This is a genomic window from Vibrio sp. AIC-3, from assembly GCF_013114515.1.
GTDB lineage: Bacteria > Pseudomonadota > Gammaproteobacteria > Enterobacterales > Vibrionaceae > Vibrio > Vibrio crassostreae_C.
The window spans coordinates 1-24831 of record NZ_VTXG01000014.1 but is presented as its reverse complement, the minus strand read 5'-3'; the positions used below and the strand labels follow the sequence as shown (position 1 = coordinate 24831).

24 protein-coding genes and 1 pseudogene are annotated in these 24831 nt (G+C 45.4%); 10 read left to right on the top strand and 15 right to left on the bottom strand.

Features of this window, described 5'->3' with window-relative positions:
- The first annotated feature begins 252 nt into the window (after positions 1-252).
- Positions 253-1440 carry an MFS transporter gene (locus tag F0229_RS11645; protein ID WP_017062388.1) on the top strand — a complete coding sequence of 396 codons (1188 nt, stop codon included), beginning with the start codon at positions 253-255 and terminating at the stop codon, positions 1438-1440.
- Between the two features lie 71 nt (positions 1441-1511).
- On the opposite strand, the gene F0229_RS11640 is transcribed toward F0229_RS11645, so the two are convergent.
- From F0229_RS11640 to F0229_RS11620, 5 genes are all read right to left on the bottom strand, one after another.
- Positions 1512-2075, bottom strand: a complete 564-nt coding sequence (locus F0229_RS11640) for a sugar O-acetyltransferase (protein ID WP_171732907.1) — start codon at positions 2073-2075, stop codon at positions 1512-1514.
- Between the two features lie 202 nt (positions 2076-2277).
- Complete coding sequence (locus F0229_RS11635) at positions 2278-3276, bottom strand: LacI family DNA-binding transcriptional regulator (RefSeq protein WP_017059467.1); 999 nt, start codon at positions 3274-3276, stop codon at positions 2278-2280.
- Between the two features lie 99 nt (positions 3277-3375).
- Entirely contained in the window at positions 3376-4815 is a 1440-nt protein-coding gene (locus tag F0229_RS11630) for a 6-phospho-beta-glucosidase (RefSeq protein WP_171732906.1), read from the bottom strand.
- Positions 4816-4984: 169 nt separating this feature from the next.
- A complete protein-coding gene (locus F0229_RS11625; RefSeq protein WP_171732939.1) occupies positions 4985-5509 on the bottom strand; it encodes a hypothetical protein in 525 nt (174 codons plus the stop codon).
- Between the two features lie 51 nt (positions 5510-5560).
- Positions 5561-5950: a VOC family protein gene (locus tag F0229_RS11620; protein ID WP_171732905.1), complete on the bottom strand. Its 390-nt coding sequence runs from the start codon at positions 5948-5950 to the stop codon at positions 5561-5563.
- 254 nt (positions 5951-6204) lie between these two features.
- Between F0229_RS11620 and F0229_RS11615 the strand changes: the two genes are divergently transcribed.
- The gene (locus F0229_RS11615; protein ID WP_029235183.1) at positions 6205-7047 is read left to right on the top strand and encodes a DMT family transporter; all 843 of its coding nucleotides are present in this window, start codon (positions 6205-6207) and stop codon (positions 7045-7047) included.
- On the opposite strand, the gene F0229_RS11610 is transcribed toward F0229_RS11615, so the two are convergent.
- Entirely contained in the window at positions 7044-7946 is a 903-nt protein-coding gene (locus tag F0229_RS11610; protein WP_017059462.1) for a LysR family transcriptional regulator, read from the bottom strand. The genes F0229_RS11615 and F0229_RS11610 overlap by 4 nt on opposite strands.
- A gap of 188 nt (positions 7947-8134) precedes the next feature.
- On the opposite strand from F0229_RS11610, the gene F0229_RS11605 reads away from it, so the two are divergent.
- Positions 8135-10207: an alkyl/aryl-sulfatase gene (locus F0229_RS11605; protein ID WP_171732904.1), complete on the top strand. Its 2073-nt coding sequence runs from the start codon at positions 8135-8137 to the stop codon at positions 10205-10207.
- 127 nt (positions 10208-10334) lie between these two features.
- Here F0229_RS11605 and F0229_RS11600 read toward each other — a convergent pair whose 3' ends face one another.
- Complete coding sequence (locus F0229_RS11600) at positions 10335-10745, bottom strand: LysR family transcriptional regulator (RefSeq protein WP_017059460.1); 411 nt, start codon at positions 10743-10745, stop codon at positions 10335-10337.
- 9 nt (positions 10746-10754) lie between these two features.
- Positions 10755-12128 (bottom strand): MATE family efflux transporter, encoded by a 1374-nt coding sequence (locus F0229_RS11595; protein WP_171732903.1) that lies wholly within the window; start codon positions 12126-12128, stop codon positions 10755-10757.
- A 446-nt stretch (positions 12129-12574) separates the two neighbouring features.
- Between F0229_RS11595 and F0229_RS21990 the strand changes: the two are divergent.
- The 3 genes and pseudogenes from F0229_RS21990 to F0229_RS11580 all read left to right on the top strand — a co-directional run.
- Positions 12575-12733: pseudogene (locus F0229_RS21990) on the top strand (enoyl-CoA hydratase/isomerase family protein); the annotation flags it as partial.
- Positions 12734-12943: 210 nt separating this feature from the next.
- Positions 12944-13765, top strand: coding sequence for an SDR family NAD(P)-dependent oxidoreductase (locus F0229_RS11585; protein ID WP_102320416.1), 822 nt, complete (start codon positions 12944-12946; stop codon positions 13763-13765).
- A 217-nt stretch (positions 13766-13982) separates the two neighbouring features.
- On the top strand, positions 13983-14858 hold the full coding sequence (locus F0229_RS11580) for a radical SAM protein (RefSeq protein ID WP_171732902.1): 876 nt from the start codon (positions 13983-13985) through the stop codon (positions 14856-14858).
- Between the two features lie 90 nt (positions 14859-14948).
- Here F0229_RS11580 and F0229_RS11575 read toward each other — a convergent pair whose 3' ends face one another.
- The 3 genes from F0229_RS11575 to ascF form a co-directional block, all read right to left on the bottom strand.
- Positions 14949-15566, bottom strand: coding sequence for a bifunctional 4-hydroxy-2-oxoglutarate aldolase/2-dehydro-3-deoxy-phosphogluconate aldolase (locus tag F0229_RS11575; RefSeq protein ID WP_171732901.1), 618 nt, complete (start codon positions 15564-15566; stop codon positions 14949-14951).
- A 31-nt stretch (positions 15567-15597) separates the two neighbouring features.
- The gene (ascB, locus tag F0229_RS11570) at positions 15598-17028 is read right to left on the bottom strand and encodes a 6-phospho-beta-glucosidase (RefSeq protein WP_017059454.1); all 1431 of its coding nucleotides are present in this window, start codon (positions 17026-17028) and stop codon (positions 15598-15600) included.
- Between the two features lie 71 nt (positions 17029-17099).
- Positions 17100-18578: a PTS cellobiose/arbutin/salicin transporter subunit IIBC gene (gene ascF, locus F0229_RS11565; RefSeq protein ID WP_017064040.1), complete on the bottom strand. Its 1479-nt coding sequence runs from the start codon at positions 18576-18578 to the stop codon at positions 17100-17102.
- Between the two features lie 242 nt (positions 18579-18820).
- Between ascF and F0229_RS11560 the strand changes: the two genes are divergently transcribed.
- Positions 18821-19345 (top strand): gluconokinase, encoded by a 525-nt coding sequence (locus F0229_RS11560; RefSeq protein ID WP_171732900.1) that lies wholly within the window; start codon positions 18821-18823, stop codon positions 19343-19345.
- Positions 19342-21138 carry a phosphogluconate dehydratase gene (gene edd / locus F0229_RS11555; RefSeq protein ID WP_171732899.1) on the top strand — a complete coding sequence of 599 codons (1797 nt, stop codon included), beginning with the start codon at positions 19342-19344 and terminating at the stop codon, positions 21136-21138. The genes F0229_RS11560 and edd overlap by 4 nt, the downstream gene beginning before the upstream one ends.
- Before the next feature lie 73 nt (positions 21139-21211).
- Here edd and F0229_RS11550 read toward each other — a convergent pair whose 3' ends face one another.
- Positions 21212-22219: a LacI family DNA-binding transcriptional regulator gene (locus F0229_RS11550; protein ID WP_017059450.1), complete on the bottom strand. Its 1008-nt coding sequence runs from the start codon at positions 22217-22219 to the stop codon at positions 21212-21214.
- A gap of 144 nt (positions 22220-22363) precedes the next feature.
- Positions 22364-23065, bottom strand: coding sequence for a lipoate--protein ligase (locus F0229_RS11545; RefSeq protein ID WP_171732898.1), 702 nt, complete (start codon positions 23063-23065; stop codon positions 22364-22366).
- A 185-nt stretch (positions 23066-23250) separates the two neighbouring features.
- Here F0229_RS11545 and F0229_RS11540 point away from each other — a divergent pair, with 185 nt between their 5' ends.
- Complete coding sequence (locus tag F0229_RS11540; RefSeq protein ID WP_017059448.1) at positions 23251-23535, top strand: hypothetical protein; 285 nt, start codon at positions 23251-23253, stop codon at positions 23533-23535.
- Positions 23532-23810, top strand: coding sequence for a type II toxin-antitoxin system mRNA interferase toxin, RelE/StbE family (locus F0229_RS11535; protein ID WP_017064043.1), 279 nt, complete (start codon positions 23532-23534; stop codon positions 23808-23810). Before F0229_RS11540 ends, F0229_RS11535 begins: the two co-directional genes overlap by 4 nt.
- A 148-nt stretch (positions 23811-23958) precedes the next feature.
- On the opposite strand, the gene F0229_RS11530 is transcribed toward F0229_RS11535, so the two are convergent.
- A complete protein-coding gene (locus F0229_RS11530) occupies positions 23959-24246 on the bottom strand; it encodes a type II toxin-antitoxin system RelE/ParE family toxin (protein WP_017064044.1) in 288 nt (95 codons plus the stop codon).
- Complete coding sequence (locus tag F0229_RS11525) at positions 24243-24524, bottom strand: type II toxin-antitoxin system Phd/YefM family antitoxin (RefSeq protein WP_011080399.1); 282 nt, start codon at positions 24522-24524, stop codon at positions 24243-24245. The genes F0229_RS11530 and F0229_RS11525 overlap by 4 nt, the downstream gene beginning before the upstream one ends.
- Positions 24525-24831: the final 307 nt, after the last annotated feature.

The window sequence follows — 24831 nt, the reverse complement described above, 5'->3', positions numbered from 1 at the left end:
AATGTCATCTCGCTTGTGCTCATCACAGCTCAAATCATCTGTGTCTTTTCGATCTCATCAGCTTAATCCAATGATCGGCTAACTCTTTAATTATTGCAAATAACACAAAGGTTATTTGTGAATAGCGGCATTTTTCACAAATATATTTTGCTAGATAATCCTCGCCATCAAACGAAGCGCTCCTATTGCAGTCACAAGCTGCCCCATTTTATCGCGCTCGGTATTTAACAAAGAACAGTAAGAGAGATGATTATGCCATTAGCATTACTTGCATTGACGCTCAGCGCCTTTGCCATCGGAACCACAGAATTTGTCATCGTAGGCTTGATTCCTACCATGGCGAGCGACTTGAATGTATCTCTGCCATCGGCTGGCCTATTAGTCAGTTTATACGCGCTTGGCGTTGCTATTGGCGCACCAGTATTAACGGCATTAACCGGAAAGTGGAATCGTAAAGCGGTATTGCTAACCGTGATGGCATTGTTTGTCATTGGTAACTTATTGGCGTGGCAAGCTCCAGGCTATAACACGCTGATCGCCGCACGAATTTTGACTGGCCTTGCCCATGGTGTGTTCTTCTCGATCGGATCGACCATCGCGACAGGTTTGGTTTCAAAAGATAAAGCAGCCAGTGCCATTGCGATCATGTTTACAGGTTTAACGGTTGCATTGGTAACCGGCGTACCACTGGGCACTTATATCGGCCAAACCTTTGGATGGCAAGCGACCTTCTTGATCGTGGCTCTGCTTGGTCTTATTGCTCTTATCGGTAGCGCTATCTTGGTTCCAAGCAACCTTAAGCAACCACCAGCGGCGAAGATTTCGGCACAACTAAAGGTTCTAACTCAACCACGCTTACTGTTGGTTTACGCTATCACAGCACTAGGTTATGGCGGCACATTCACAGCGTTTACGTTCCTTGCTCCAATACTGGAAAATGTATCAGGATTTGATTCGAGCTCAATCAGCTTAATCATGTTGGTTTACGGTGTGTCAGTAGCGGTCGGTAACATCTGGGGCGGAAAAATGGCCGACAAGATGGGCCCAATTAAAGCACTGACCGTTATCTTCTCTGGTTTAGCCGCAGTACTGGTGGTATTCAACTTTACCGCAGTAAACCCTTACGCAGCTGTTGCTACCATTTTGGTTTGGGGTGCATTCGCATTCGGTAACGTTCCGGGGCTACAAGTGTATGTTGTGAAACTGGCTGAGAAATACACACCAGACGCAGTCGATGTCGCTTCTGGGTTGAACATTGCCGCCTTCAACGTCGGTATTGCATTGGGCTCATGGGGCGGTGGTTTGATTGTCGCGAAATCTGGATTAATGAACACCCCTTGGGTAGGTGCTGTGATCGTTTTGATCGCTCTTGTTCTGACTCGATTCAGTGGTGCGTTAGATAAGAAGCAAGCACAACAAGCTGTTCCATCTAGCATTTAGCATTTAGCATTTAGCAAGAATAGAAAAAACAAAGCCCGAACCTAGGTTCGGGCTTCGTCATTTAAATCTGATTATTGTCCGTTATCGATCGATTTCAGCACTTTACATGGGTTACCGACTGCAACCACATTGGCTGGGATGTCTTTAGTTACCACACTGCCTGCGCCAATCACCCTGTTTTCGCCAATGGTGACACCGGGGCAAATGATCACACCACCGCCAAGCCAAACATTGTCGCCAACATTAATCGGTGTGCCAAACTCAACGCCTTCTTCTACACGGCCTTTCACATCAAGTGGATGACCTGCAGTCAGGATTTGAACGTTCGGACCAAGCAGCACATTATCGCCAATAGTCACTTCAGCCACATCCAAAATCACGCAGTTAAAGTTAGCGTAGAAGTTCTTGCCTAGCTTGATGTTCGAGCCGTAGTCACAACGAAATGGAGGTTCTAAATGTGCATTTTCACAGTCCGGAATGAGCTCTTGCGTTGCTGCTTCCCATTCAGATGTGCCAGGAATACTGTTATTGAGTTTTTGAAGCACCTTGCGACATTCGATACGAGCTGCATAAAGCTCTTTATCCCAAGCCTGATAAGGTTCACCTGCTAGCATTTTTTGTTTTTCTGTTTTCACGTTACTTACCTGTTCTCACATCAATTAGCTATTTTCATATTACTTATCTAGCTTCACATTACTTAACTAATGGTGGTCAATTCATCGACCAAAAACGCAATATCGCACATCTAAATAACAGTGAATAAGGAGTGTTTGAGCTTGGTTTAAGAGATGCGCAGCTCGTCACTTTTTGTAGGTAAAATATGAAATTCGAACAGTGCTAATTTAGCTTCGCTATCGAATCACGTAACACCAAACTACCAGTGGTATTGATGGTGGTCGCTTGCTCTGTTTCACCGACAATTTGCAGGATCGCCTTTTGCGTCATTTGCTCTAATGGCACACTCACAGACGTTAAGCTTGGCGTTAAAAACGCCCCCACTTTGCTGTTATCAAAGCCGACGATCGAAACATCTTGAGGCAATGAGTACCCAAGTTCGGTTAACGCCTTAATCGCACCAATCGCCATATCATCGTTTTCAGACAAGATAGCAGTGAATGTGGTTCTGCTTTTTGCCAAAGCCTGAGCCGCGTGATAACCGCTCTCCATCGTCCAATCACCTTGAACAACGTTGGACTCATCCAATGCAACACCATGTTTAGTTAACACATCTTGATAGGCTTGGTAACGCAGCTCATCGGTCGAAGAACCGGCTTTACCACGAATCACTGCAATATCGGTATGACCCTGCTCGATGATGTGTTCAACCATCAAACAAGCGCTCTGATAATGGTCGGTGGTAATAGCATGATTGGGCTTCGACGGCATTTCACGGTTGAGTACCAGAATCGGAGTGTCGGTGCTGTCGATGATCTTTGCAATCTCACATTCGGTTAAGCATTGCGGATAGAGGATGATGCCCGCGCACTTCATATCCAGCAGGAAGTTGATCGCCTTTATTTCGTCTTCAGCGCTGTGTTTGCCATCGGTGATCACCAGTTGGTGATTCGACTTTTCGCTATAAGAAGCCGCGTGATACATCAAGGAAGAGAAGTAAGGGCCATTGAACAACTCATTGGTAATTACAAAGCCGATGAAATTGGTCTTCTTGGTCGCCAATTGCTGAGCCAACAAGTTCGGTCGATAACCTGTTTCTTGAATCGCATCAAATACCTTTTTCACCACATCTGGGCGCACGATGTTCTTGCCATTTAAGACACGAGAAACGGTCGATTTAGATACGCCTGCGCGGTTTGCGACATCAAGCATGGTTACCATTCGCTTCTTTTCCTTTATAAAAAATTAGCCGACATAGGCCGACTAATTCATTGCAAAATGACAGCTCACAGTTCACATAACTGCGCTGGGGAATGCATTCTAAATAGTGGCACCGTTAGATGCAATCACACCTTTATACCACTCGAAAGACTTCTTGCGCTTGCGTTCTAGTGAGCCAGATTGATCGTTGTGCTTATCTACGTAAATGAATCCGTAGCGTTTTTTCATCTCGCCCGTGGTGAACGAAACTAAGTCGATACAGCCCCAAGGGGTGTAACCCATCAAATCAACACCATCAATCGCAACGGCTTTTTTCATCTCTTTGATGTGGTCGCCAAGGTAAGCGATACGGTAGTCGTCATTAATGCTGCCATCTTCTTCAATGGTATCAACAGCGCCAAAACCGTTCTCAACGATGAACAATGGCACTTCATAACGTTCATACAGAGACGCTAAACAGAAACGCAAACCCGTCGGATCAATTGGCCAGCCCCAATCGCTAGACTGGATGAACGGATTATCGACCGAATTTTCATGACCGCCGTCCATCGCTTCTTCTGTAGATTGGTGAGAAGAAGAATCCAAGGTATTCGACATGTAGTAGCTAAAGCCTAAGTAATCAGCCTTACCTTCTTTTAGGATCTGCTCATCTTCGGGCTGCATCTCAATATTGAAGCCTTTGATTGCCCAGTCATGCTTAGCGTAATTTGGGTAATGACCACGCACCATTACATCCGAGAAGAAATAACGGTCACGCATCGCTTGCTGTGCCACCATGATGTCTTCTGGCTTTGAAGAACGAGGATAGAAAGGCACCATCGCACACATTGCGCCAATTTGAAGATTTGGATTGATCTCGTGACCTTTCTTAACCACCAACGCACTCGCAACAAACTGGTGGTGAACCGCTTGATACATGGCTTCTTGCGGCTTTTCACATTGCGGGAACTTCACGCCAGAGCACAACCAACCGAAGATGTCTGCCGAGGTGTTCATCTGGTTGTTGATCTCGTTAAACGTCATCCAGTATTTCACTTTGTGCTGGTAACGCTCCATCACCGTAGTTGAGTACTTAACGAAGAAGTCGATCACTTTACGGTTCATCCAGCCACCATATTCGTTAGCTAGATGGTAAGGCATTTCAAAGTGGCTCAGTGTTACCACAGGCTGAATGTCGTATTTCAACAGCTCGTCAAACAGATCATCGTAAAACGCTAATCCCGCTTCACACGGTTCAGCTTCATCGCCATTTGGGAAGATACGCGTCCACGCGATACTGGTACGGAAACACTTAAAGCCCATCTCAGCGAATAACTTAATGTCTTCTTTGTAGCGATGGTAGAAATCCACTGCGACTTGGTTAGGATAGTTTTCGCCATCAATCACGCCATCGGTGATTCGACGTTGTACACCATGAGCGCCCGCTGTTAATACATCAACAACACTGACACCTTTACCATTCGCATCCCAGCCGCCTTCTAGTTGATGCGCTGCTACTGCACCGCCCCATAAAAAATCGTTCGAAAATTCGTTGTTCATACCATTACTCACTACAAGTTATTCGTGAAAAAGATCAGAATTTGAGCTGCAATTGCAACTCTGAAACCGATTTCAATAAAAGCAAAGATACAGATTGAAACCGGTTTCAGCAACAGTTAAAAGATCTTTTTTGATCGATCTAAAGACTAATCAACAGTCAGCATTACGATCAATGCTGTTCAAAATACTGATCATGCAGTGATTTGCCAGATTGGTCTTGAGTTCCCGGGTAGAACTGGACGAGTGTCTGATCGGCTAAAGTGAGGTGAATCCAACCCTCTTTGACTTTCAGCCAATTGGTACCGTTGGTCTCATAGACGGCAGGAAACTTGCCCCAGCCAGACTCTGATACCTGCAGCTCTTGAAATAGGTTAATCGGGGCTAGCTTATTGCTGTCGAAGTTTGCGTCGGCATAGACAGATAAAGGCTCGATGGCATCTTTTGGCTTAAACGTATAACAGCTCACAGAGGCTGAAGTGCGATCAAACCACTGGTAAGGTTGTGCACCGATTAAATCGTAGACCGTGCAATCATTGAATTGAATCGCCCACTCTTGGTGAGCTTTAAAACCGAGGTAACCTATGGGTTGTGATGGTTCAGGCTTTGAGTCCGCCTCCTGCTCATACACCGGTTCTGAGGTAGCACATCCCATAAGCCCAAGACTAAAAAGGAAAGTCACAGCAAGCTTCATCATTGTCATACCTCAGTTCCGTTAGTAGATGAGTAACTCAATTAAGTCTCTACATTAAACGGTAAGTTCCAAACGATTACCATCCGGATCGAGTACACAGCTCTCATAATAGCCATCGCCTGTTCTTCTTAGGCCATCTAAGCGCTCATAGCCGTCTTCGACCAAGTGTTGAGTCAGTTGATCGACTGCCTGTTCCGAACCTAATGATATCGCCATGTGAATGAAGCCTGTGAACTGGTCATAGATGTCGTCTTTCGATTCAGGGACAGAGTCCATTTCCATAATCTCTAAACGACTTCCCGTATCAAACGAGAGGAAGTATGAAGAAAACCCTTTAGTTGGGTTGTGATATTTTGAGTTCAATGTCGCGCCGAAATAATCTTCATAAAATCGCTTCAGTACTTCGAGTTGTTTGGTCCAAATTGCGATGTGTTCAATCTTCATTTTGTTTGCCTAAGTTTGATGTCTAACGCTAGATTACTCATCAAATAAGGAACAATAAACAGAACGAAATTCATCGAAATTGTTCCTGATTAACGGGCTCGATTTTATGTCCATAACTGCACAGTATTGGCATCTATGTTTGTGTAATAGTTATCTTTCCTCCATAGTCAGGTTTTACACAATCTGAGATTCAAACTGTGAGCTTTTTAAAACTGATACTACTTGCGGCTATATGGGGAGGCTCGTTTCTTTTCATGAGAATGGCCGCCAATCCATTAGGGCCCGCAGTCTTAATTGAAGCGCGAGTTCTGTTTGCAGCACTTACTCTGCTTTTAGTTTCTTTCTATTTAAAAAAGAAGCTCTCTTTTCATGATCACGCAAAACACTTCTTCATTCTCGGCCTGTTTAACACCACACTTCCTTTTTTGCTTTTCGCTTATGCCGCGCAGACACTTAACGCCTCGACACTCGCCATCTTGAACTCTACCGCGCCAATATGGGCGGCAATCATTGGTGCAATATGGACCAAAACAGCACTCGAGGCGAAAGTTCTATTGGGACTTGGGATTGGGGTAACAGGAGTTGGCGTGTTAGTCGGTTGGGATGCGATGAACATTGGCCGTGAGGCTATGCTTCCTATCTTTGCAGCAGTGATGGCGGCCTTTAGCTACGGAATAGCGTCAAACTATACCAAACAAGCCCCTAAAGTTGAGGCATTCAACAATGCTCATGGCAGCATGTGGGCTGCGGTATTGCTGGTTTTGCCGTTTGTATTCTTTATTCCGATGAGAGAAACACCCGACGTTACGATCACTACATCGGTTGTCTTATTAGGCGCGGTATGTACTGGGTTAGCGTATCTACTTTACTTCAATCTCGTCTCTGAACTCGGCGCACCTTCAGCCCTGTCCGTGACCTTCATCATTCCGGTATTTGGTATTCTATGGGGTAACTTATTCTTAGATGAAGCAATTGGCATCAATACGATTGTTGGTTCAATTCTGGTTATCACCGGCACCATGTTGGTGACAGGAATGACGCCTTCTAAGATGATAGAGAGCGCCAAACAGAAACGAGCAGCAAGAGCGGCTCGTTAGTCAGCCATATATTGCTGAATCTTGTTTCTCAGCCACTGATGAGCAGGGTTCAAATCGGTTCTTTTATGCCAAATCATGTATTGCTGCATCGGTAAGATTTCAAACGGCTGATCAAGGACTTGAAGCTGGAAGGATTCGGAAAATTGATTGGCAAAATCACGCGATGTACTGCCGACACAATCTGAGCCCGATACCAGCACACACATGGTCATCAGCGAGTCACACTCGGCACTCACTTTTCTCTGTTTCAGTGGCGACTTGGTAAAATAATCTGCCGTGTATAAACGTGTTCGACGCATTCTAAAAGTAACATGCTTTTCGTTGTAATATTGCTCTTGCGTCACAGAGCCATTGATTCTCGGATGCCCCTTTCGAGCTATCAGCACCAACTCATCTTCAATCATCGGCTGCTTCATGTAGCCGTTAACTTGCGGGTAATGGATATCAATCGCTAAATCAGCTTGTTGCATGCTCAAGCCTTGCAATAATTCTTCTTCGTTGTTCGGCACCATATTGAATTCAATCGAGATATTGCCCAACGTCTCATCTTGCTCGACGAGAGGTTGAAGCTTGGTTAATCCAATCTCATTCACCAGGATACGAAACACATGATGCTGCTGATTATCAAATGTCTTTAAAGTGCTTACTGCGCTGCTTATCCCTTCTAGAGCAGGCTCTACTCGGTCTGCCAATTGCACCGCAGCGTTAGTCGGAATAATCCCACGCCCTTCACGAATAAACAGGTCGGTATCAAGCTGAGATTGCAATCGCTTCAATGCCCCGCTAACCCCAGGCTGAGTCATACCAAGCGATTCTGATGCAAGCGTGATCGACTTTAATCGATACACTTCTAAGAACACGCTCAATAGATTTAAATCCAACTTTTCCACGTCGCTCACCGTTACTCTCCCTGTCAATGTGGTCTTAATCAATCATAGGTCAGGATTCGCCTTCGTTCCCCAACCATTGCATGACTCAATACATAGCCAATCGTGATGTATTAAATAAAGCTTACTTTATTTTTTGCTATATGTCTTATTCCTATAATCGCCTCAACGAAACAAAATTCTGAAATGAAGAGGCTCTTATGACGACTTCACGCACGTTCAAAAATGCATCACTGTTCCTAGCTATCTCGCTCGCATTCCCTGCAGTTGCAGCTAACCATGACCACGCACACTTCAGCGAAATTGGCGACCAAGGTGGCAAAAGCGCAACCGAGATGACAACTAAGGCAAACCAAGAGTTCGCAAAAACACTTAACTTTGCCGACACTCGCGCTTTCGACAATAACAACAAGGGTCTTATTGCTAGCTTCGACCAAGAGACGGGCGACATCATTCGCAATAGCTTTAACTTTATCGACCCAAGTGTGACGAATGCAGACCAAGCACCAGATTCAGTAAACCCTTCACTGTGGCGCCAAGCGGTATTGAACCAAGCAGCAGAAGGCTTATATGAAGTTGTTCCGGGTAAAGTTTACCAAGTTCGAGGTGCTGACTTAGCGTCTATCTCTTTCATTCGTAGTGACAACGGTTGGATCGCTTACGACGTTCTTCTTACCAAAGAAGCGGCCGCTAAATCACTCAAATTCTTCAAGAGCAATGTGCCTGATGGCGGCGAACTGCCCGTCGTTGCTATGATTTACTCTCACTCGCACGCTGATCACTTTGGTGGCGCAAGAGCAATCAAAGACGCATACCCAGATGTAAAAGTGTACGGTTCGAAAAACATTACTAAAGAGATCGTCGACGAAAACGTATTGGCGGGTAATGCAATGTCTCGTCGTACCGCTTATCAGTATGGTGCAACCCTGAACCGACACGAGCACGGTATTGTTGATGCTGCACTGTCGAAAGGCCTATCAACCGGTAGCATTACTTACGTACTGCCAGACTACGAGCTGAACCATAACGAAGAGATTGAAACTCTGGTTATTGACGGCCTAGAAATGCAATTCATGGATGCTTCAGGTACCGAAGCGGCCTCTGAAATGGTGACGTATATTCCAAGCATGAAAGCACTTTGGACTGGCGAACTGACCTACCAAGGCATGCACAACCTGTACACGCTGCGTGGCGCTAAAGTACGTGACGGCTTGAAATGGTCTAAGAAGATCAACGAGATGTTAATCACTTGGGGTGAAGAAACAGAGGTGTTGTTTGCGTCTCACTCATCGCCAATCTGGGGCGAACAAGAGATCTCTGATTACCTAAAAATGCAGCGTGACGCTTACGGTTTTACTCATAACCAAACGCTTCGCTTAGCCAATAACGGCGTGGTTCTGCAAGACATCGGTGACGAGATTTACAAGGTCATGCCAGACAGCATCCAACAGTCTTGGCACACCAACGGTTACCACGGTACTTACTCTCACAACGCTCGCGCTGTGTACAACATGTATCTTGGTTACTTCGACATGAACCCAGCTAACCTTAATCCATTACCAATCGAGCCAGAATCGGTGAAGTTTGTTGAGTACATGGGCGGCAGCGATGCTGTGATTGAAAAAGCGCAGCAAGATTTCCAAGAAGGTGAATACCGCTTCGTTGCAACAGCACTGAATAAGGTGATTCAAGCTGAGCCAGAGAACAAAGTTGCACGTGGCTTATTGGCAGATACATACGAGCAGTTGGGTTATCAATCAGAAGGTGCAGGTTGGAGAAACATCTACCTAACCGGCGCTCAAGAGCTTCGTATTGGCACACAACCGGGCGCACCGAAAACTGCATCTCCGGATGTGTTAGCGAACATGACGATTGAAAACCTACTCGATTACTTAGCCGTAAAAGTGGATTCGCTAAAAGCACAAGAAACACCATTTACATTGAATATTCAGTTGCCTGATGTAAAAGAGTTCTACTACGTTGAGATGTCTAACGGCAACCTGAACAACATCCAAGTATCAGAGCTGCAAGATGCGGATACGACACTGATCATCAATAAGTCTGACGTGTCTGACATCGTGCTTAAGAAAACAAGCCTTGGAAAACTGTTAGAAGACGGACAAGCAGGCGTGAAAGGTGATAAGACATCACTTAACAAACTGCTGTCTTCACTGACAGAAGCTGACACCTCTTTTGAGATTGTACCGCGCCCAAGTAAAGGCGAAGAAGTTGATGCAGAGCTATACCAAGATTCAGCGGTACACGCTCATTAAACGCCGGATACACTAAATAAAAACAACAGCAGTTAGCTAGAAAAACGTTCTATAAAGAACATAAAAACAAGCCCCTCCCTTTTGGTTGGGGCTTTCTTATTTGTTCTCAATATATGCTTCTGAATCGCTATTGAGTTTGCCCGTTTACGTCGCAATCCCAATAAGAAGGTGAACCATAATATTGAACAAAGTAATCGATAAATACGCGCACCTTTGGTGCAAGTAACTGAGCACTCGGGTATACCGCCCAGATAGCCGCCTCATCCTTTAAAGGGTAATCCGGCAACACCTCAACCAGCGAACCTTCCGCGAGCTGCTTGTATGCTATCCAACTCGCGCACATGGCAATGCCCAAGCCATCGACACATACATCCCTTACCGCTTCACCGTGATCGACGCGGATAGCACCTAGGCTCTCTTCGAGTTTTCCGATATGAATACTGGCTACCGGAGGTGACAACCCAAGCTCTTGTCCTGCTTGACCTATATTGTGCGTAGACGCGAGTCGCACAAACAATTTTAGATGTTCAATGTTCATCAATAATGGCTAGCCTGCGCTGAGTACACGCTGCTTATTGGCCGCAGCGGCACGGGGAATAATGTGAGTTTTAATATAGGCATTAAGCTTAAACCATGCAAAAGCGCCCGCTAAAACATTGGCGACTGTCGCAGCAATAACCGCATTGACCATGTCTCCGGTTATCGAGCCGATCCATAAAGCGGGAATGTAGAAAACAAACAAGCGTAGGAAAGAGACATTCAAAGCTTTACGCGGCACACCCAAGGCATTAAAGACCGACGCAACCAACATGCAAAGCCCAAGCGGCCCATAGCTGAACGGTATAAATAACAAGGTCACTTCAAACCAGCTGCGTATGCTTTGTTCTTCCGAGATAACAGGAATAATCCAGCCACTAAACAGCGCCAACAATGTTGCCATCACGGTGTGGAAAACCAATAAGAACTTCGCTGTTGTATTCAATAGCTCAGGGATTTTGCATCGCTGCTGCGCCCCTAGGTAACGACCAATCATAGGCGGGATAGACATCGTCAGAGCAAGAGAAAACACCAGCATAAAACTTTCAACACGGGCGAGTAAGCTCCAAAAAGCCATCTCATCGGTTCCGATTCTCGCAATCAATAGCATTGAGAAGAACGCGCTGACCGCAGGTAATATCTGATTCGCAGTGGTTGGCATTACCGTCTTGAATAACTCAAAACTGTAGCCTTTGATTCGGTTACTGCACGCGCCATTGAAGCCAAACCAACCTTTGCCGCGAGACTTGATTAGCATGTAGATTGCGCCGAAAGCGTAGCCAAGGCTCGATGCGATCGCCGCCCCTGCGATGCCCATATCCAATCCAAAGATCAGAATAGGGTCGAGAATTAGGTTAATCACGCTAGCAGTCAAGAACATGCTTCCGGTTGTTTTGGTATCGCCATTGGCACGATAAACGCAGGTGGCAAGATAAAGCACCGCCACCATCAATGCACTGAACAACCACAGTGGCCAGTACACATTAAAAATAGACAGCATGGATTGGTATTGAGCGTCAGAGACATCATTCACAAACGACGCAAAAACAGAATCGCTAAAAACAATCAGCCCTATGCAGATCAAAGCAATCACCAACACTCCAAATCCAACCGACAGCGTCGCAATTGAAGTAGATTTACGTTGTTCTTTTGCCCCTACCGCTTGAGAAATAATGGACGTTGCCGCCACACCGATGCCCACTTGAACACCGGTAAACGCTGCTTGAAATGGCAAGGTGATACCGTGAACCGCCAATTCATTCACCCCTAGCTGACCAATAAAGATCGAATCGACCAATTGAACCATCATGATCGCAAACACACCCAGCGTCAGTGGCAGCGTTTTCTCAATAATGGTTTTCAAAGTCGCGGATCTCATCTGCATAAGTCGGTTCACTCTTGTCTGTACCTTGGGGCTAATTACCTAGTTGAGCAGTATACGAAGCTAAATGAAAAGGATAAGAGCGCCAGACAAGGAATGAGTTTTTAGATTTCGTTGACAATCGAATTAGCAAGATACCTTCAACGTTAAAATATCCATCTAAGACACTGAATAAATTGAAATTATCAAACGCGCCAACACTCTTAATAATTCGTTAATAGTGTTTCGTTTAATGGTTAATTGTTGGTTCGAACATTCCTCGCTAGCCTGAATTTAGGTCGCATTCACACTGAATAGGCTGAAATGAAATCTCTCAGAAGGAATATGGAAATGGTATATCAAGGTTATACAACGTTTAAAGCTCAAGCCGAGGATGGAATTCTTACCGTCACTTTTGACTTCGGTACTGTGAATGTTCAAGGGCAAGAGACTTTGATGCTGACGAAGCCGAAGCACTCAAAGCGGAAGCTTATTGGTTGTATCAAGCTACGAGCAAAACCCCTGCGGTTAAGCGCTTCCAAATTGCCGATGAGCAAGGCCTAGAGCACGATATGGAAAACCAACGTAACTGGGAAACTCTGGTTATGAACGTTCAAGACATCAAATAACTCGGTCACTTCTCTTAATTTGGGTCAGTCACAAACTGACCCATTGTCTTACTTAATCGTTAAACGCCAACGGTTAACCACCAAGTGTTAAAATGGTCATTATTTGCCCCATAGACTCACATTTGAGTCTTCAGCTTGTGAGCCAAATGCAACTATGTGTCATTAATCTTTGTTATAACGTTGTTCAAACTATTTTTTGAAGGACGGAATATGCAAAAAATAATTCTGATCACAGGTGCCACGGATGGCATTGGTTTAGAGACCGCAAAAGCACTAACGCAGCAAGGGCACCATGTTCTAATTCATGGCCGCAACCCAGCTAAGGTCAATAAAGTCGTGACCGCTCTGTCTCGCCTGTCTAAGAATGCAATCATCGAAAGCTACATCGCAGACCTATCGACGCTCTCTGAAGTTGAGGCGCTCGCAACCCAAATCAAAAGCGATCACAAACGACTCGATATACTCATTAACAACGCAGGTGTGTATAAAGTGTCGGACATCACCACTCCAGACAATCTTGATGTGCGTTTTGTCGTAAACACCATTGCGCCGTATCTACTGACACAAAAGCTGCTTCCTCTTTTTGATGCGACAGGTCGTATCGTCAACCTATCTTCAGCAGCCCAAGCACCCGTAGATCTAGATGCATTAATCAGTCCGAATGCGGGCGAACTTGATGGTCCGGTTTACGCGCAAAGTAAGCTGGCGCTAACGATGTGGTCCATCGAATTAGCCAATACTCTTTTAGACAAAGGCACCGCAATTATCCCTGTAAACCCAGCTTCTTTCCTTGGTAGTAAATTAGTGAAAGATGCTTATGGCGTTGATGGCAACGACCTTGCGATTGGAGCCGATATTCTTTGTCGTGCTGCGCTCAGTGATGAGTTTGCCAACGCTTCTGGTCAATATTTTGATAATGATTCTGGGTTGTTCAAAGACCCGCACGCCGACGCATTAGACAACACTAAGAACCACAAGCTGGTGACAGTGCTTAATCAATTACTCGAAGAAAAGCTGTGCGTTACGCACTGATCATTCATTAGTAAAAAACGACCACTAACACTCCCCCCCACCACCACACACACAATCCAAGCCGCAGTTCTATCTATACAGACAAAGAACTGCGCGCTCTTTCGATTATTAAGATTTCTTTAATACTGATTCCCCGCTTTGCCCAATTATCACCCAAGATGCAGATTGCTAAACTTGCCCCCGTCGAAACAACACAGGCTACGGCCGAAGAGCATTTATGCGTTTTGAAGGTAAAGTTTATCGTCCTTGGATGGAAGCAGAGAGCGTACTCATCCAGACAACATTGGGGTGCAGTAATAACCAGTGTACCTTCTGCACGATGTTTGATGATAAGCGTTTCAAAGTAAGAGACATCAAAGACATCTTTGAAGATATTGATGCGGCGAGAAAAATCTACCCACATGTTGAATCAATCTTTTTGGTCGATGGTAACGTGATGGCGATTAGAACCGAGATGCTGATTTCGATTCTGGATTACATCAAGATCACCTTCCCAGAGATCAAGAACATCTCTCTGTATTCAGGGTTTAATGACTTCCGTCGTAAGAGCTTGTCTGAATTAAAAGAGATTAAGTCGGCAGGTTTAAGCATGGCTTATTCAGGCTTGGAGTCCGGTGACCCAATTGTGCTTGAACGCATTCAAAAGCGCATGACGCGTGAGCATGCAATTGAAGGTATGAACCTAGCCCGTGAAGCAGACATCAAGGTACTGGCTTCTTTCATCTTTGGCCTTGGCGGCAAAGAACGTTCTGTCGAGCATGCGATTAATACCACCAGCTTGCTGAACATCATGCAGCCGGATGCGATTGCACCAATGGCTTTAGCCGTTCAACCGGGATCGGTATTGGAAAAAGAAGTAAACCGTGGCGAGTTTGTTTTACCAACGCCATTGCAGATTCTGGAAGAAGAAAAATACTTGCTCGAAAACCTAGAAGATTTCGATTGCTACTACTGGGGCGACCACGGCAATAACATCTCACCAATGCGTGGCATGTTGCCTCAAGCTCGCAAGCCGTTTCTTGATAAGATAAATCAAGACATCGCGCATAACCCAATCACTAAGCAAAACGTCATTAAAACCTTTACTTGGTAACGAGTAACCTCTACATCGTTTGAAGCAGCCACAAAAAGGGCCAGTGTCAGCTGGCCCTTTCATTTTCTAGCTATGTATCTCTCTATCGAACTATCTGGAGCCGACCGCTCGGACTAATTCTGCGATTCCATCCCAATCACCCTTGTCCATTTTGTCTGTCGGTACCATCCAAGTTCCACCGCAGGCAACGACTGATTTCAGTGCTAAGTAAGACTCAACGTTCGCTGGGCTTACACCGCCTGTAGGCATAAAGTTAACCGGGTAAACAGCCGTCAACGCTTTCAACATTGCGACACCGCCAGATGGCTCGGCAGGGAAGAACTTTAGTGTCTTAAGCCCCATTTCCATTGCTTGTTCAACCAAGCTTGGGTTACTCACTCCAGGAACAATCGTAACCCCTCTTTGCTGACAGTATTTGACTGTGGTTGGATTCAAACCTGGGCTGACAATGAAATCAACACCCGCATTAATGGCAGTATCCACCTGCTCTATAGTCAGCACAGTACCTGCGCCAATCAGTAACTCAGGGTAGGCTTCACGCATCAAACGAATCGACTCTGCTGCCGCTTCTGTACGAAATGTCACTTCAGCACAAGGCAAACCATTCTCAACCAATACTTTCGCAAGCGGCACAGCCTGAGCAATGTCATTAATGGCGATCACCGGAACGATGCGAATATCTCTGAGTCGCTGTTCAATTGTTTTCATTGTTCATTTCTCTCATTATCAAACAGACAAATTAAGCCAAGTCGCTGCCGTTGCTTGCGATCACTTTTTTGTACCAGTGGAATGACTTTTTAGGAATACGATTTAACGTACCATTGCCTAGGTTGTCTCTGTCCACGTAGATAAACCCATAGCGCTTGCTCATCTCTCCGGTCGACGCCGCAACAAGATCGATACAACCCCAAGGTGTGTAACCCATCAATGGTACACCGTCTTCCATTGCTTCATGCATCGCAACAATGTGCTGACGAAGGTAATCAATGCGGTAATCATCGTTCACTTCTCCATTGTCATCCAAGGTATCACGAGCACCTAAGCCATTTTCTACCAAGAAAAGTGGTTTCTGGTAACGGTCATAGAGTGTGTTCATCGTAATTCGAAGACCTGTAGGGTCAATGACCCAGCCCCAATCACTTGCTGGAAGATGAGGGTTTTTGATGGACTTAACGACGTTCGCTGCACTCGTATTTCCTGCATTCATATCAGCGGAAGCACAGCGTGAAGCGTAATAACTGAAAGAAATGAAATCGACAGTATTTTTCAGAATCTCGAAATCTTCTTCTTGTGTTTCAAGCACCACACCTTTGTTATCAAACACTTTTTGAGCATAAGATGGGTAGTAACCACGCGATTGAACATCGATAAAGAACAGGTTCTCGCGGTCTTTTTCCATAGCCATCAGCACATCTTCTGGCTTACATGAATATGGATAGAAGTTACCGCCCGCCAGCATACAACCCACTTGGTTTTGCTCATCAACTTCATGGGCAATCTTGGTTACCAAAGCGCTTGCTACTAGCTCATGGTGAGCTGCTTGGTACTTCACTTGATCGTGATTTTCGCCTTCCTGAAACAACAATCCAGCACCAGAAAACGGGCTCGCTAGTAAAATATTGATTTCGTTGAAAGTTAACCAGTATTTCACCAAGCCTTTGTAGTTTTCGAAACAGGTTCTCGCGTAACGGCTAAAGAACTCAATCATCTTACGATTACGCCACGAACCATACTCGTTGACCAAGTGCATAGGCACATCGAAATGGCACAAGGTAACGAGCGGCTCAATACCGTATTTCTTACACTCTTCAAAAACATCACGGTAAAAATCTAAGCCAGCTTGGTTCGGCTCTAGCTCGTCACCTTTTGGAAAGATTCGGCTCCAAGCGATGGATACGCGGAAGACTTTAAATCCCATCTCTGCCAGCAAGGCGATGTCTTCTTTGTAACGGTGATAAAAGTCTATCGCGTTATGGCTTGGGTAGAACTCGTCTTCGCTGAGCGTCACCTTATCAACCTGACCAAGCTTAATTGGCATGCGGTTCTCACCATAAGGGATCATATCTACGGTTGTTAGGCCTTTACCACCCGCTAAGTGAGCGCCTTCAGACTGGTTTGCAGCAATAGCGCCGCCCCATAAGAAATCTTCGGGAAATTGAATGTTTGACATCGAATACCTCGGAAACAATAAAAGTCACCTTACGCTGAAGTAAGGTGACTGAATAAATTAATCAATTCTAATTAAGACGCGGACACTACTGTCGGCTTGTCTTCTGCCTTACCAGCTTCTTTGTTTGCTGACTCTGAAGTTGCTTTCTCATCGGCATCATCTTCTGGAACATCTTCAAAGCCTAAAACTAGGGTTAGAACAAATGACAGAACAATAGACAATGCGATCAGACCGAACACCCAAACGATACTCATTGGGTCATTCACATCGAAGAACTGAACACTCGTAAACAAGCTTGGTGCTGCCATCGAGTGACTCGCAAGGCCACCCATGCCCGCTAATGCACCTACGATAAAACCAGTAATCATTGTTGCGATAAGTGGACGTTTCAGACGAACAAGCACGCCGTACAATGCAGGCTCAGAGATACCGGCGAAGATAGCTGAAGCACCTGCGGCTAATGATGTCTGCTTTAGTGCGCTGTTTTTGGTTTTGTAAGCAACAGCCAGACACGCACCACCCATACCGAGGTTGGCACCGATTTCTGAAGGCATAACCATACCTTCACGACCCGTCTCAGCAATGGTTTGAATAATCGTTGGAGTAAATACACGGTGCATACCAGTAAGAACAAGTAGAGGCCACAGTGCGCCCATGATAGCAACCGACAACCAACCTAATGTGTCATGAATTGTGTAAACAAGCGCTGAAAGTGCAGTACCAACCCAAATACCAAATGGACCGATAAGTACGATAGCAACCGGAGCTGCAATCAATACGATAAGCATAGGTTTCAGGAAGTTTTTAGTCACAGCAGGGGTAATGCTATCTACCCAACGTTCTATGTAAGAAAGAGCCCAAGTCATCACAAGTACAGGAATAACCGTGTAGGTGTATTTCACTGACGTGATTGGGATACCGAAGAAATCAACGTGCTTGCCTTCTGCTGCTTGCGCCATCAATTCCATAAAGTTCGGGTGGATTAAGACACCGGCAATCGCAATGGAAAGAGACATATTGGTCTTGAATTTGATCGATGCGGAAGCGGCAACCATAACCGGTAGGAAGAAGAAGGCGCCATCGCCAATCGCTTTCAAGATAATCAAGGTAGGTGCATTTGGCTCAACCCAGCCCAGCATCTCAAGTACCATGGCGAGCAGTTTGACCATTGAAGCGCCAATGATTGCTGGGATAAGAGGCGACATGGTACCAACCAGTGCGTCCAACATTTTCGCACCAATTGACTTAGCCGTTAGCTTCTCTTTTTTAGCAGGAACCTCTGACTCAGATACAGTGGATAGCTCACAAAGCGCCATCACTTCTTTGTATGCATACGATACCTCGTTACCAATGATAACTTGTACTTTGTCTCCATTATCAACAACACCCATCACACCTTTCAGTGCTTTTAGCTTGTTAATATCGACGCCATCTTGGCTGTGTAAAACGAATCGTAGTCGAGTCATACAGTGTGTTAGGGCAGCCACATTTGTCTTGCCCCCAAGATGCTCAACAACAGATTTCGCAATTGCGCGGTAATCGTTGGCCATTTTATCCCCCAAAGATCTCTTTCCAGTGATTTTTAAACGCGAATATAGTGAGATGTGACTAATTTTCCGTCAGTAGGATGCAAAAACAATCACAATTGTTGTGAATTGTTGTTTTGTGTCCTTCATCACACTTCCTTAAGTTACCGGTAACATGTTACCGGTAACGCTTATAAGATAAAGCCATATTTACAAGCGATGTTCAAAATTGAGATCACGCGCAAATTTGTTAAGAGGATTGAGTTATGGCTGGTAGTAGTGTCATCGTCATGGGTGTCAGTGCTTGTGGGAAAAGCACGATAGGCGAGCAGTTGGCAAAAAAACTTGGGCGTAAGTTCATTGATGGTGACGACCTTCATCCTCGAGCAAACATTCAAAAAATGGCGTCAGGCCAACCTCTTAATGATGATGATCGCATTCCATGGCTGGAACGCGTTCGTGATGCAGCGTACAGCCTAGAAAGTAAAAATGAGCACGGCATTATTGTGTGTTCTGCGTTGAAGAAGATGTACCGCGACCAAATTCGCGAAGGGAACAAAAACCTCACCTTTCTCTTTTTAGATGGCAACATTGACCTGATCTTGCATCGAATGCGTCAGCGCCAAGGCCACTTCATGAAAGAGAACATGATTAAAAGCCAGTTCGAAACATTAGAAAGACCCGATCACGAGCCAGATACGGTTGTCATCAGCATTGATGGCGATATTGATGACGTTGTGGACTGTGCTGCGATTGTGCTTTCAATGACTGATGAGGCAGAAACAGAATGACCCTTCCAACCATCCAAGCGGTGACTCAACGATTAATTGAACGAAGCAAAGAGACTCATGAAGCGTTTCTAAACCGAACCCAACACCAAGCCTCTGCTGGCAAAGGTGGTAAAGGGCTTTCTTGCGGCAACTTGGCTCATGCTGTCGCAGCTTCTTGCTCCGATGAGAAACGCTCGATTCTTGATCTCACTAAATCCAATGTGGCGTTAATCAGCTCTTACAACGATATGTTAAGCGCTCACCAGTCGTATCAACACTATCCAGATCAGATCAAAAAGGCGTTAGCTAAGTTCGGCCACACCTCTCAAGTAGCGGGCTGTGTTCCCGCGATGTGCGATGGGGTAACTCAAGGCCAACCAGGCATGGATATGTCTTTGTTTTCAAGGGACTTGATTGCTCAATCGACCGCTCTTTCACTGAGTCACAACGTGTTTGATTCAACCCTATTGCTTGGCATTTGCGACAAGATAGCTCCAGGACAACTGATGGGCGCGCTCTCTTTTGCGCATCTACCCACCGCTTTTGTTCCGGCGGGCTTGATGGCAACGGGCATCAGCAATGATGAGAAAGTACATATTCGCCAAGAATACGCGGCTGGCAAGGTAGGAAAAAGTGCCTTGCTGGACATGGAGTGCAACGCTTATCACTCAGCGGGCACCTGCACTTTTTACGGCACAGCCAATACCAATCAGCTGGTATTTGAAGCGATGGGGCTGATGCTTCCGGGCTCAGCGTTTATTCATCCTGACTCTAAATTGCGCGCATCACTCACTCAGCATGCCGCCATTGAAATTGCTTCAATGACACCACAAGCCGCAAACTTCCGCCCGCTTTCTGAAGTCTTTACCGCTAAAAGCTTAATCAATGGCATTGTTGCCCTACTCGCATCAGGTGGCAGCACTAACCACAGCATTCACATGGTCGCAATGGCACGCGCAGCAGGATTTATTCTGACTTGGCAAGACATCAGCGATCTATCCGATGTGGTGCCTTTACTTGCTCGAGTTTATCCCAACGGCCCAGCAGATATGAATGCGTTCCAAGCGGCAGGAGGAGTTCCCGCGCTGTTACGCCGTTTAGATCAAGCCAACTTACTGCACCGAGATGTCACACCTACCTTTGGCTCGTTTGAAGATCAAATGAGTATTCCAGAGCTTGAAAATGGAAAGCTAACGTGGAAAAAATGCAAACAGTCGGCAGATGCAGAGGTAATTGCAGGCCAAGAACAGGTATTCCAAAGCACAGGCGGAACGCGAGTCCTTTCAGGGAACCTTGGCAACGCAGTGATTAAAGTGTCAGCGGTTGCAGAAGAGCAACGTGTAATAGAAGCACCTGCGGTAGTTTTTGATTGCCAACATAAGGTAGAAGCTGCGTATCAACGAGGTGAGCTCAACAAAGATTGCATTGTTGTGGTGATAAATAATGGACCAGCTGCGAACGGTATGCCTGAACTGCATAAGCTCATGCCGATTCTAGGTAATGTTCAGAAACAAGGGTTTAAAGTGGCTCTGGTTACTGATGGGCGCCTTTCTGGAGCCTCAGGAAAGATCCCATCCGCGATTCATGTCTCACCAGAGGCTATTCGAGGAGGAACTATTGGGCTTGTTTGCGAAGGCGATATCCTGCGCTTAGATTGCGCGAGTGGCGAACTCAATAACCTCAACGACATGCAATCTCGCCAAGCGAAGGTATTTGAGGCAGACGCCAACCAGCAAACCATGGGGCGCAACCTATTTAGCGTGATGCGCCAAAGCGTTTCGAGTGCAGAACAAGGGGCGAGTTTTATCGTCTAGCTGTGTCATTACTTAAATGTAAAAGCAAAAGGGGCATCATTTCGATGCCCCTTTCAGTTTCCACGATACTTGGTTAAACGCTTTCGCCATCAGTGATGCGATAGCCCATATCCACTACCGTTTCCGTAACTGGCTCACCTTTCAATCGGGCAAGCAGTAGCTCGGCACTTTTCTTACCTATTTCATAACGTGGCGTATCCACGCTAGTCAGTTTTGGGCGTATGGTTTGACCGATATCTAACGCGTTATAGCCCACCACAGATAGCTGTTGCGGCACTTGGATTCCACGTTGCTGGGCAATGAGCAAGGTACCTATCGCGATGTCATCATTGGTGCAGAACACGCCATCTAGATCTGGGTAATCCGCAAGAGCGCGATCAAGCAGATCTTCAGCCAAAGAGAAGTTAGAGTGCTGTTCAGTCAACACGTGTTTAGGCTCTAATCCAGCCTCATACATCGCTTTGTCATAGCCTTGCAAACGCAACTTGGTTCGCGCATCCAATCGAGCGCCAAAGTAAGCAATAGAGCGTTTACCAGCTTCAATCATTCGCTTCACGACATGGTAAGAAGCATCAATATGGTCCAAGCCAACAACCATATCGATCGGATTGGTTGGGAGTTCCATCGTTTCAACAACAGAAACACCTGAATTCTTGATCATCTGTAACGTGCGGGGGGTGTGGTGGCTTTCCGTCAATATCAACCCATCAACTTGATACGAAAGCAGCGAAGCAATCTTTTCCTCTTCTTCCACAGCATCATAGCTAAAGTGAGCAAGCAACGTCTCGTAGCCATTCTCTTTAGTAACCGTTTCGATACCTTGAACAAACGCGGCAAAGATTTGGTTTGATAACGAAGGGAGCAAGATACCGATCGCTTTACTCGACGATTTAGAGAGCATAGCTGGCGCTTTGTTTTCGATGTATCCCATCTCTTCAATAACCGCTGCAATTTTAACGCGAGTTTTGGCTGCGACTGAATCGGGATTGCGCATGTAACGAGAGACGGTCATCTTTGTGACCCCCACTTTGTCTGCAACATCTTGAAGTGTGGTTCGAGTTTTCTTCTGCTGTTCTGTCATAACTATTTGAACTCTTTATTATGTTACAAGTAACATTATAAAGTTCTCACCGCCTTAAGTTCAACCCATTCGTTGTCATCGACACATAGTATTGAAATCGTTCTACCATCGGCAAATTAGTTTGGCGTTAACGAAAGGTTGGTATCACGCATGCTTGATGAAAGCTTGGCTTAACTGCTGAAAAAGTGAGTCTACGTTGGGTAGAGTTGTCAGATGTGCGGACAACGGAGTATGAACCTGCGCATCCACCACGGTTGGATTGCCACAAACTTGATTATAAAAATTTACGGGTGCAACGATGTTCTCTAAGTCGACATCCAACAAGATACAGGCTTGCGAAAGTACAATTTGGCCGCCCCCTTGTTTAAGCAAAACACGCTGCGCAGTGCCCACTATTTTTTGTTTGTTGATATTGAGATTGTAATCACCATCGCAATAAGAACCGGGAGTCGCGTGTACATCCACATCGATACCCAGTTCTTTAAAAAACAGGGTTAAGATATTGCACAGATGTAGATACGCTTTTTGGATGTTGTAGGCTTCATCACGAGGCCAATGGTAAATGTGCGATAAGTTAATGATCCCCGGCAGTTGGGGAACGGGAGCGCCGCCTGTTTTACGTGAGGTGAGTTGCCAACCTTGTGCCGCGAGTTGTTTTCTAGACTCTACGGTCACAGGCCACTTTTTACCTGCGGGCAAAACAAGTGTCAGCGCTTTTGCTTGCCACAACATTAAGGCTTGCCCAATCTCACCCGCCTGAATTTGCTGCAATAATTCAGCTTCTTTTTCAAACGCACGATCAACATCAATGTGCGGGTAACGTACGAGTTTATTGGTTAACTTCAATGCACTTTCCTCTACAGATTGTGGTGACCTATCATTTAACGTTCTGCAATGGTTGATGAGATATGGGACTATGTGCGATGAAACATAGCACCAAAAGTTAGTTATTGGCGCCATAGTAGCTTGTCAGTTGCCCATCTCAAAGGTGAGTGCTAACATTTGTACACACACCAATAAAGGAATACATCATGGACACTAGAATTCAATTTCGTGTTGATGAAGAAACAAAACGCCTAGCTCAACAGATGGCTGAGAGCCAAGGTCGCACACTGAGTGGTGCTTGCCGTGAGCTTACTGAGCAACTCGCTGAGCAACAAAGACAAACATTATCTCACGATGCATGGCTAACTGAACAAGTAAACCTAGCATTTGAGAAGTTTGACTCAGGAGAATCCGTTTTCGTTGAACACCAAACTGCTAAATCTCGAATGGAAGAACGCAAAGCCAGAATACGTAATCGAGGTAAGCAATGATTTTATGGGAAGAAGAATCACTCAATGATCGTGAAAGGATCTTTGAGTTTATCTATGACTTCAACCCTGATGCGGCAGAAAACGCTGACAACCTCATTGAAACAAAAGTAGAAAACTTGCTTGAGCAGCCTCTAATGGGTGTACAGAGAGACGGCATTCGTGGGCAATTACTTATAATTCCTGAGATTTCAATGATCGTCTCCTATTGGATCGAAGGCGACATTATCCGAATTATGCGCGTACTCCACCAGAAACAAAAGTTCCCAATGGATTGATTACTTCCTCTGGGCAACTAGCCCAATTAAGGGGTGAACAACGCCTCCACCCAACCTAAAGCATTGTGCCATAAACACTAAATTTGAAGTAGAAGAAAAATGCCAAGCGTTGTGAATCCCTCTTAAATTGCTTGTTATAACACAATTGCTACACGTCACTTTCCGTTAGTATCTGACGACAATTTCGTACTGTAAGGACGCGAATTTCATGGCTGAGGCTATATATGATTCGATAGTGACCAAACAAAATTTCACGGTAATTGGTATGAGGCAGCTCAGGAACCATTCGCCCCATGTCAGGCATACTTGAGAGTAAATCAGTTTTATCAAAAACCTCATTAACCCAGTTTTCTGCCGCCACTGGATTATCCAGTGAAATAAACTCGGCTGCATCACCTAACTTTTGTAATGCTAGTGGTGACCAGACTACTTTCATTTCTTAATGCGCCCCAATACTTGAGCACGAGCGTCTTCATTGGAAACACCTAAACCTGAAGCTAATTGTGCTTCAGCAGTACGCATTTCTTCCAGTAACTCGATCTTCTCTTGCATTGCTTCATATTCTGCAACATCAAGGACAACCGCAACACCCTTACCACGTTGTGTGATAACTAGTGGTCTGCGAGTTTCGTTAATCTGTTTAATAAATGACGTCACGCCAGCACGAAATTCAGACAAAGGCTGAATATCTTGATCAAAATGGATGCGGCTCATGTTGAACTCCCTATGGTACAATTTAATGTACAAATAATAGTTCAAATAGCAATTTTGAGCAATAGCCTGATTTTGTGTTATAGCCCTGTTAAGGTGTGAGCAACGCAATACCGATGCTACCGTATACCGCCTTAAACACTGAACGCAACGCATAATAAAAATGCCATGCGTTGGGAATCTCTCTTAAATGCTTTGTATGGATAACGGTGTTTTTCAAGGTAGTTGTCATCATTTGCTTACTTATTAAGCAGCTTCTCTTTCTGGATTTAGGTGAACGTCACCGACAGGCTCACAGTTCCTGATATCA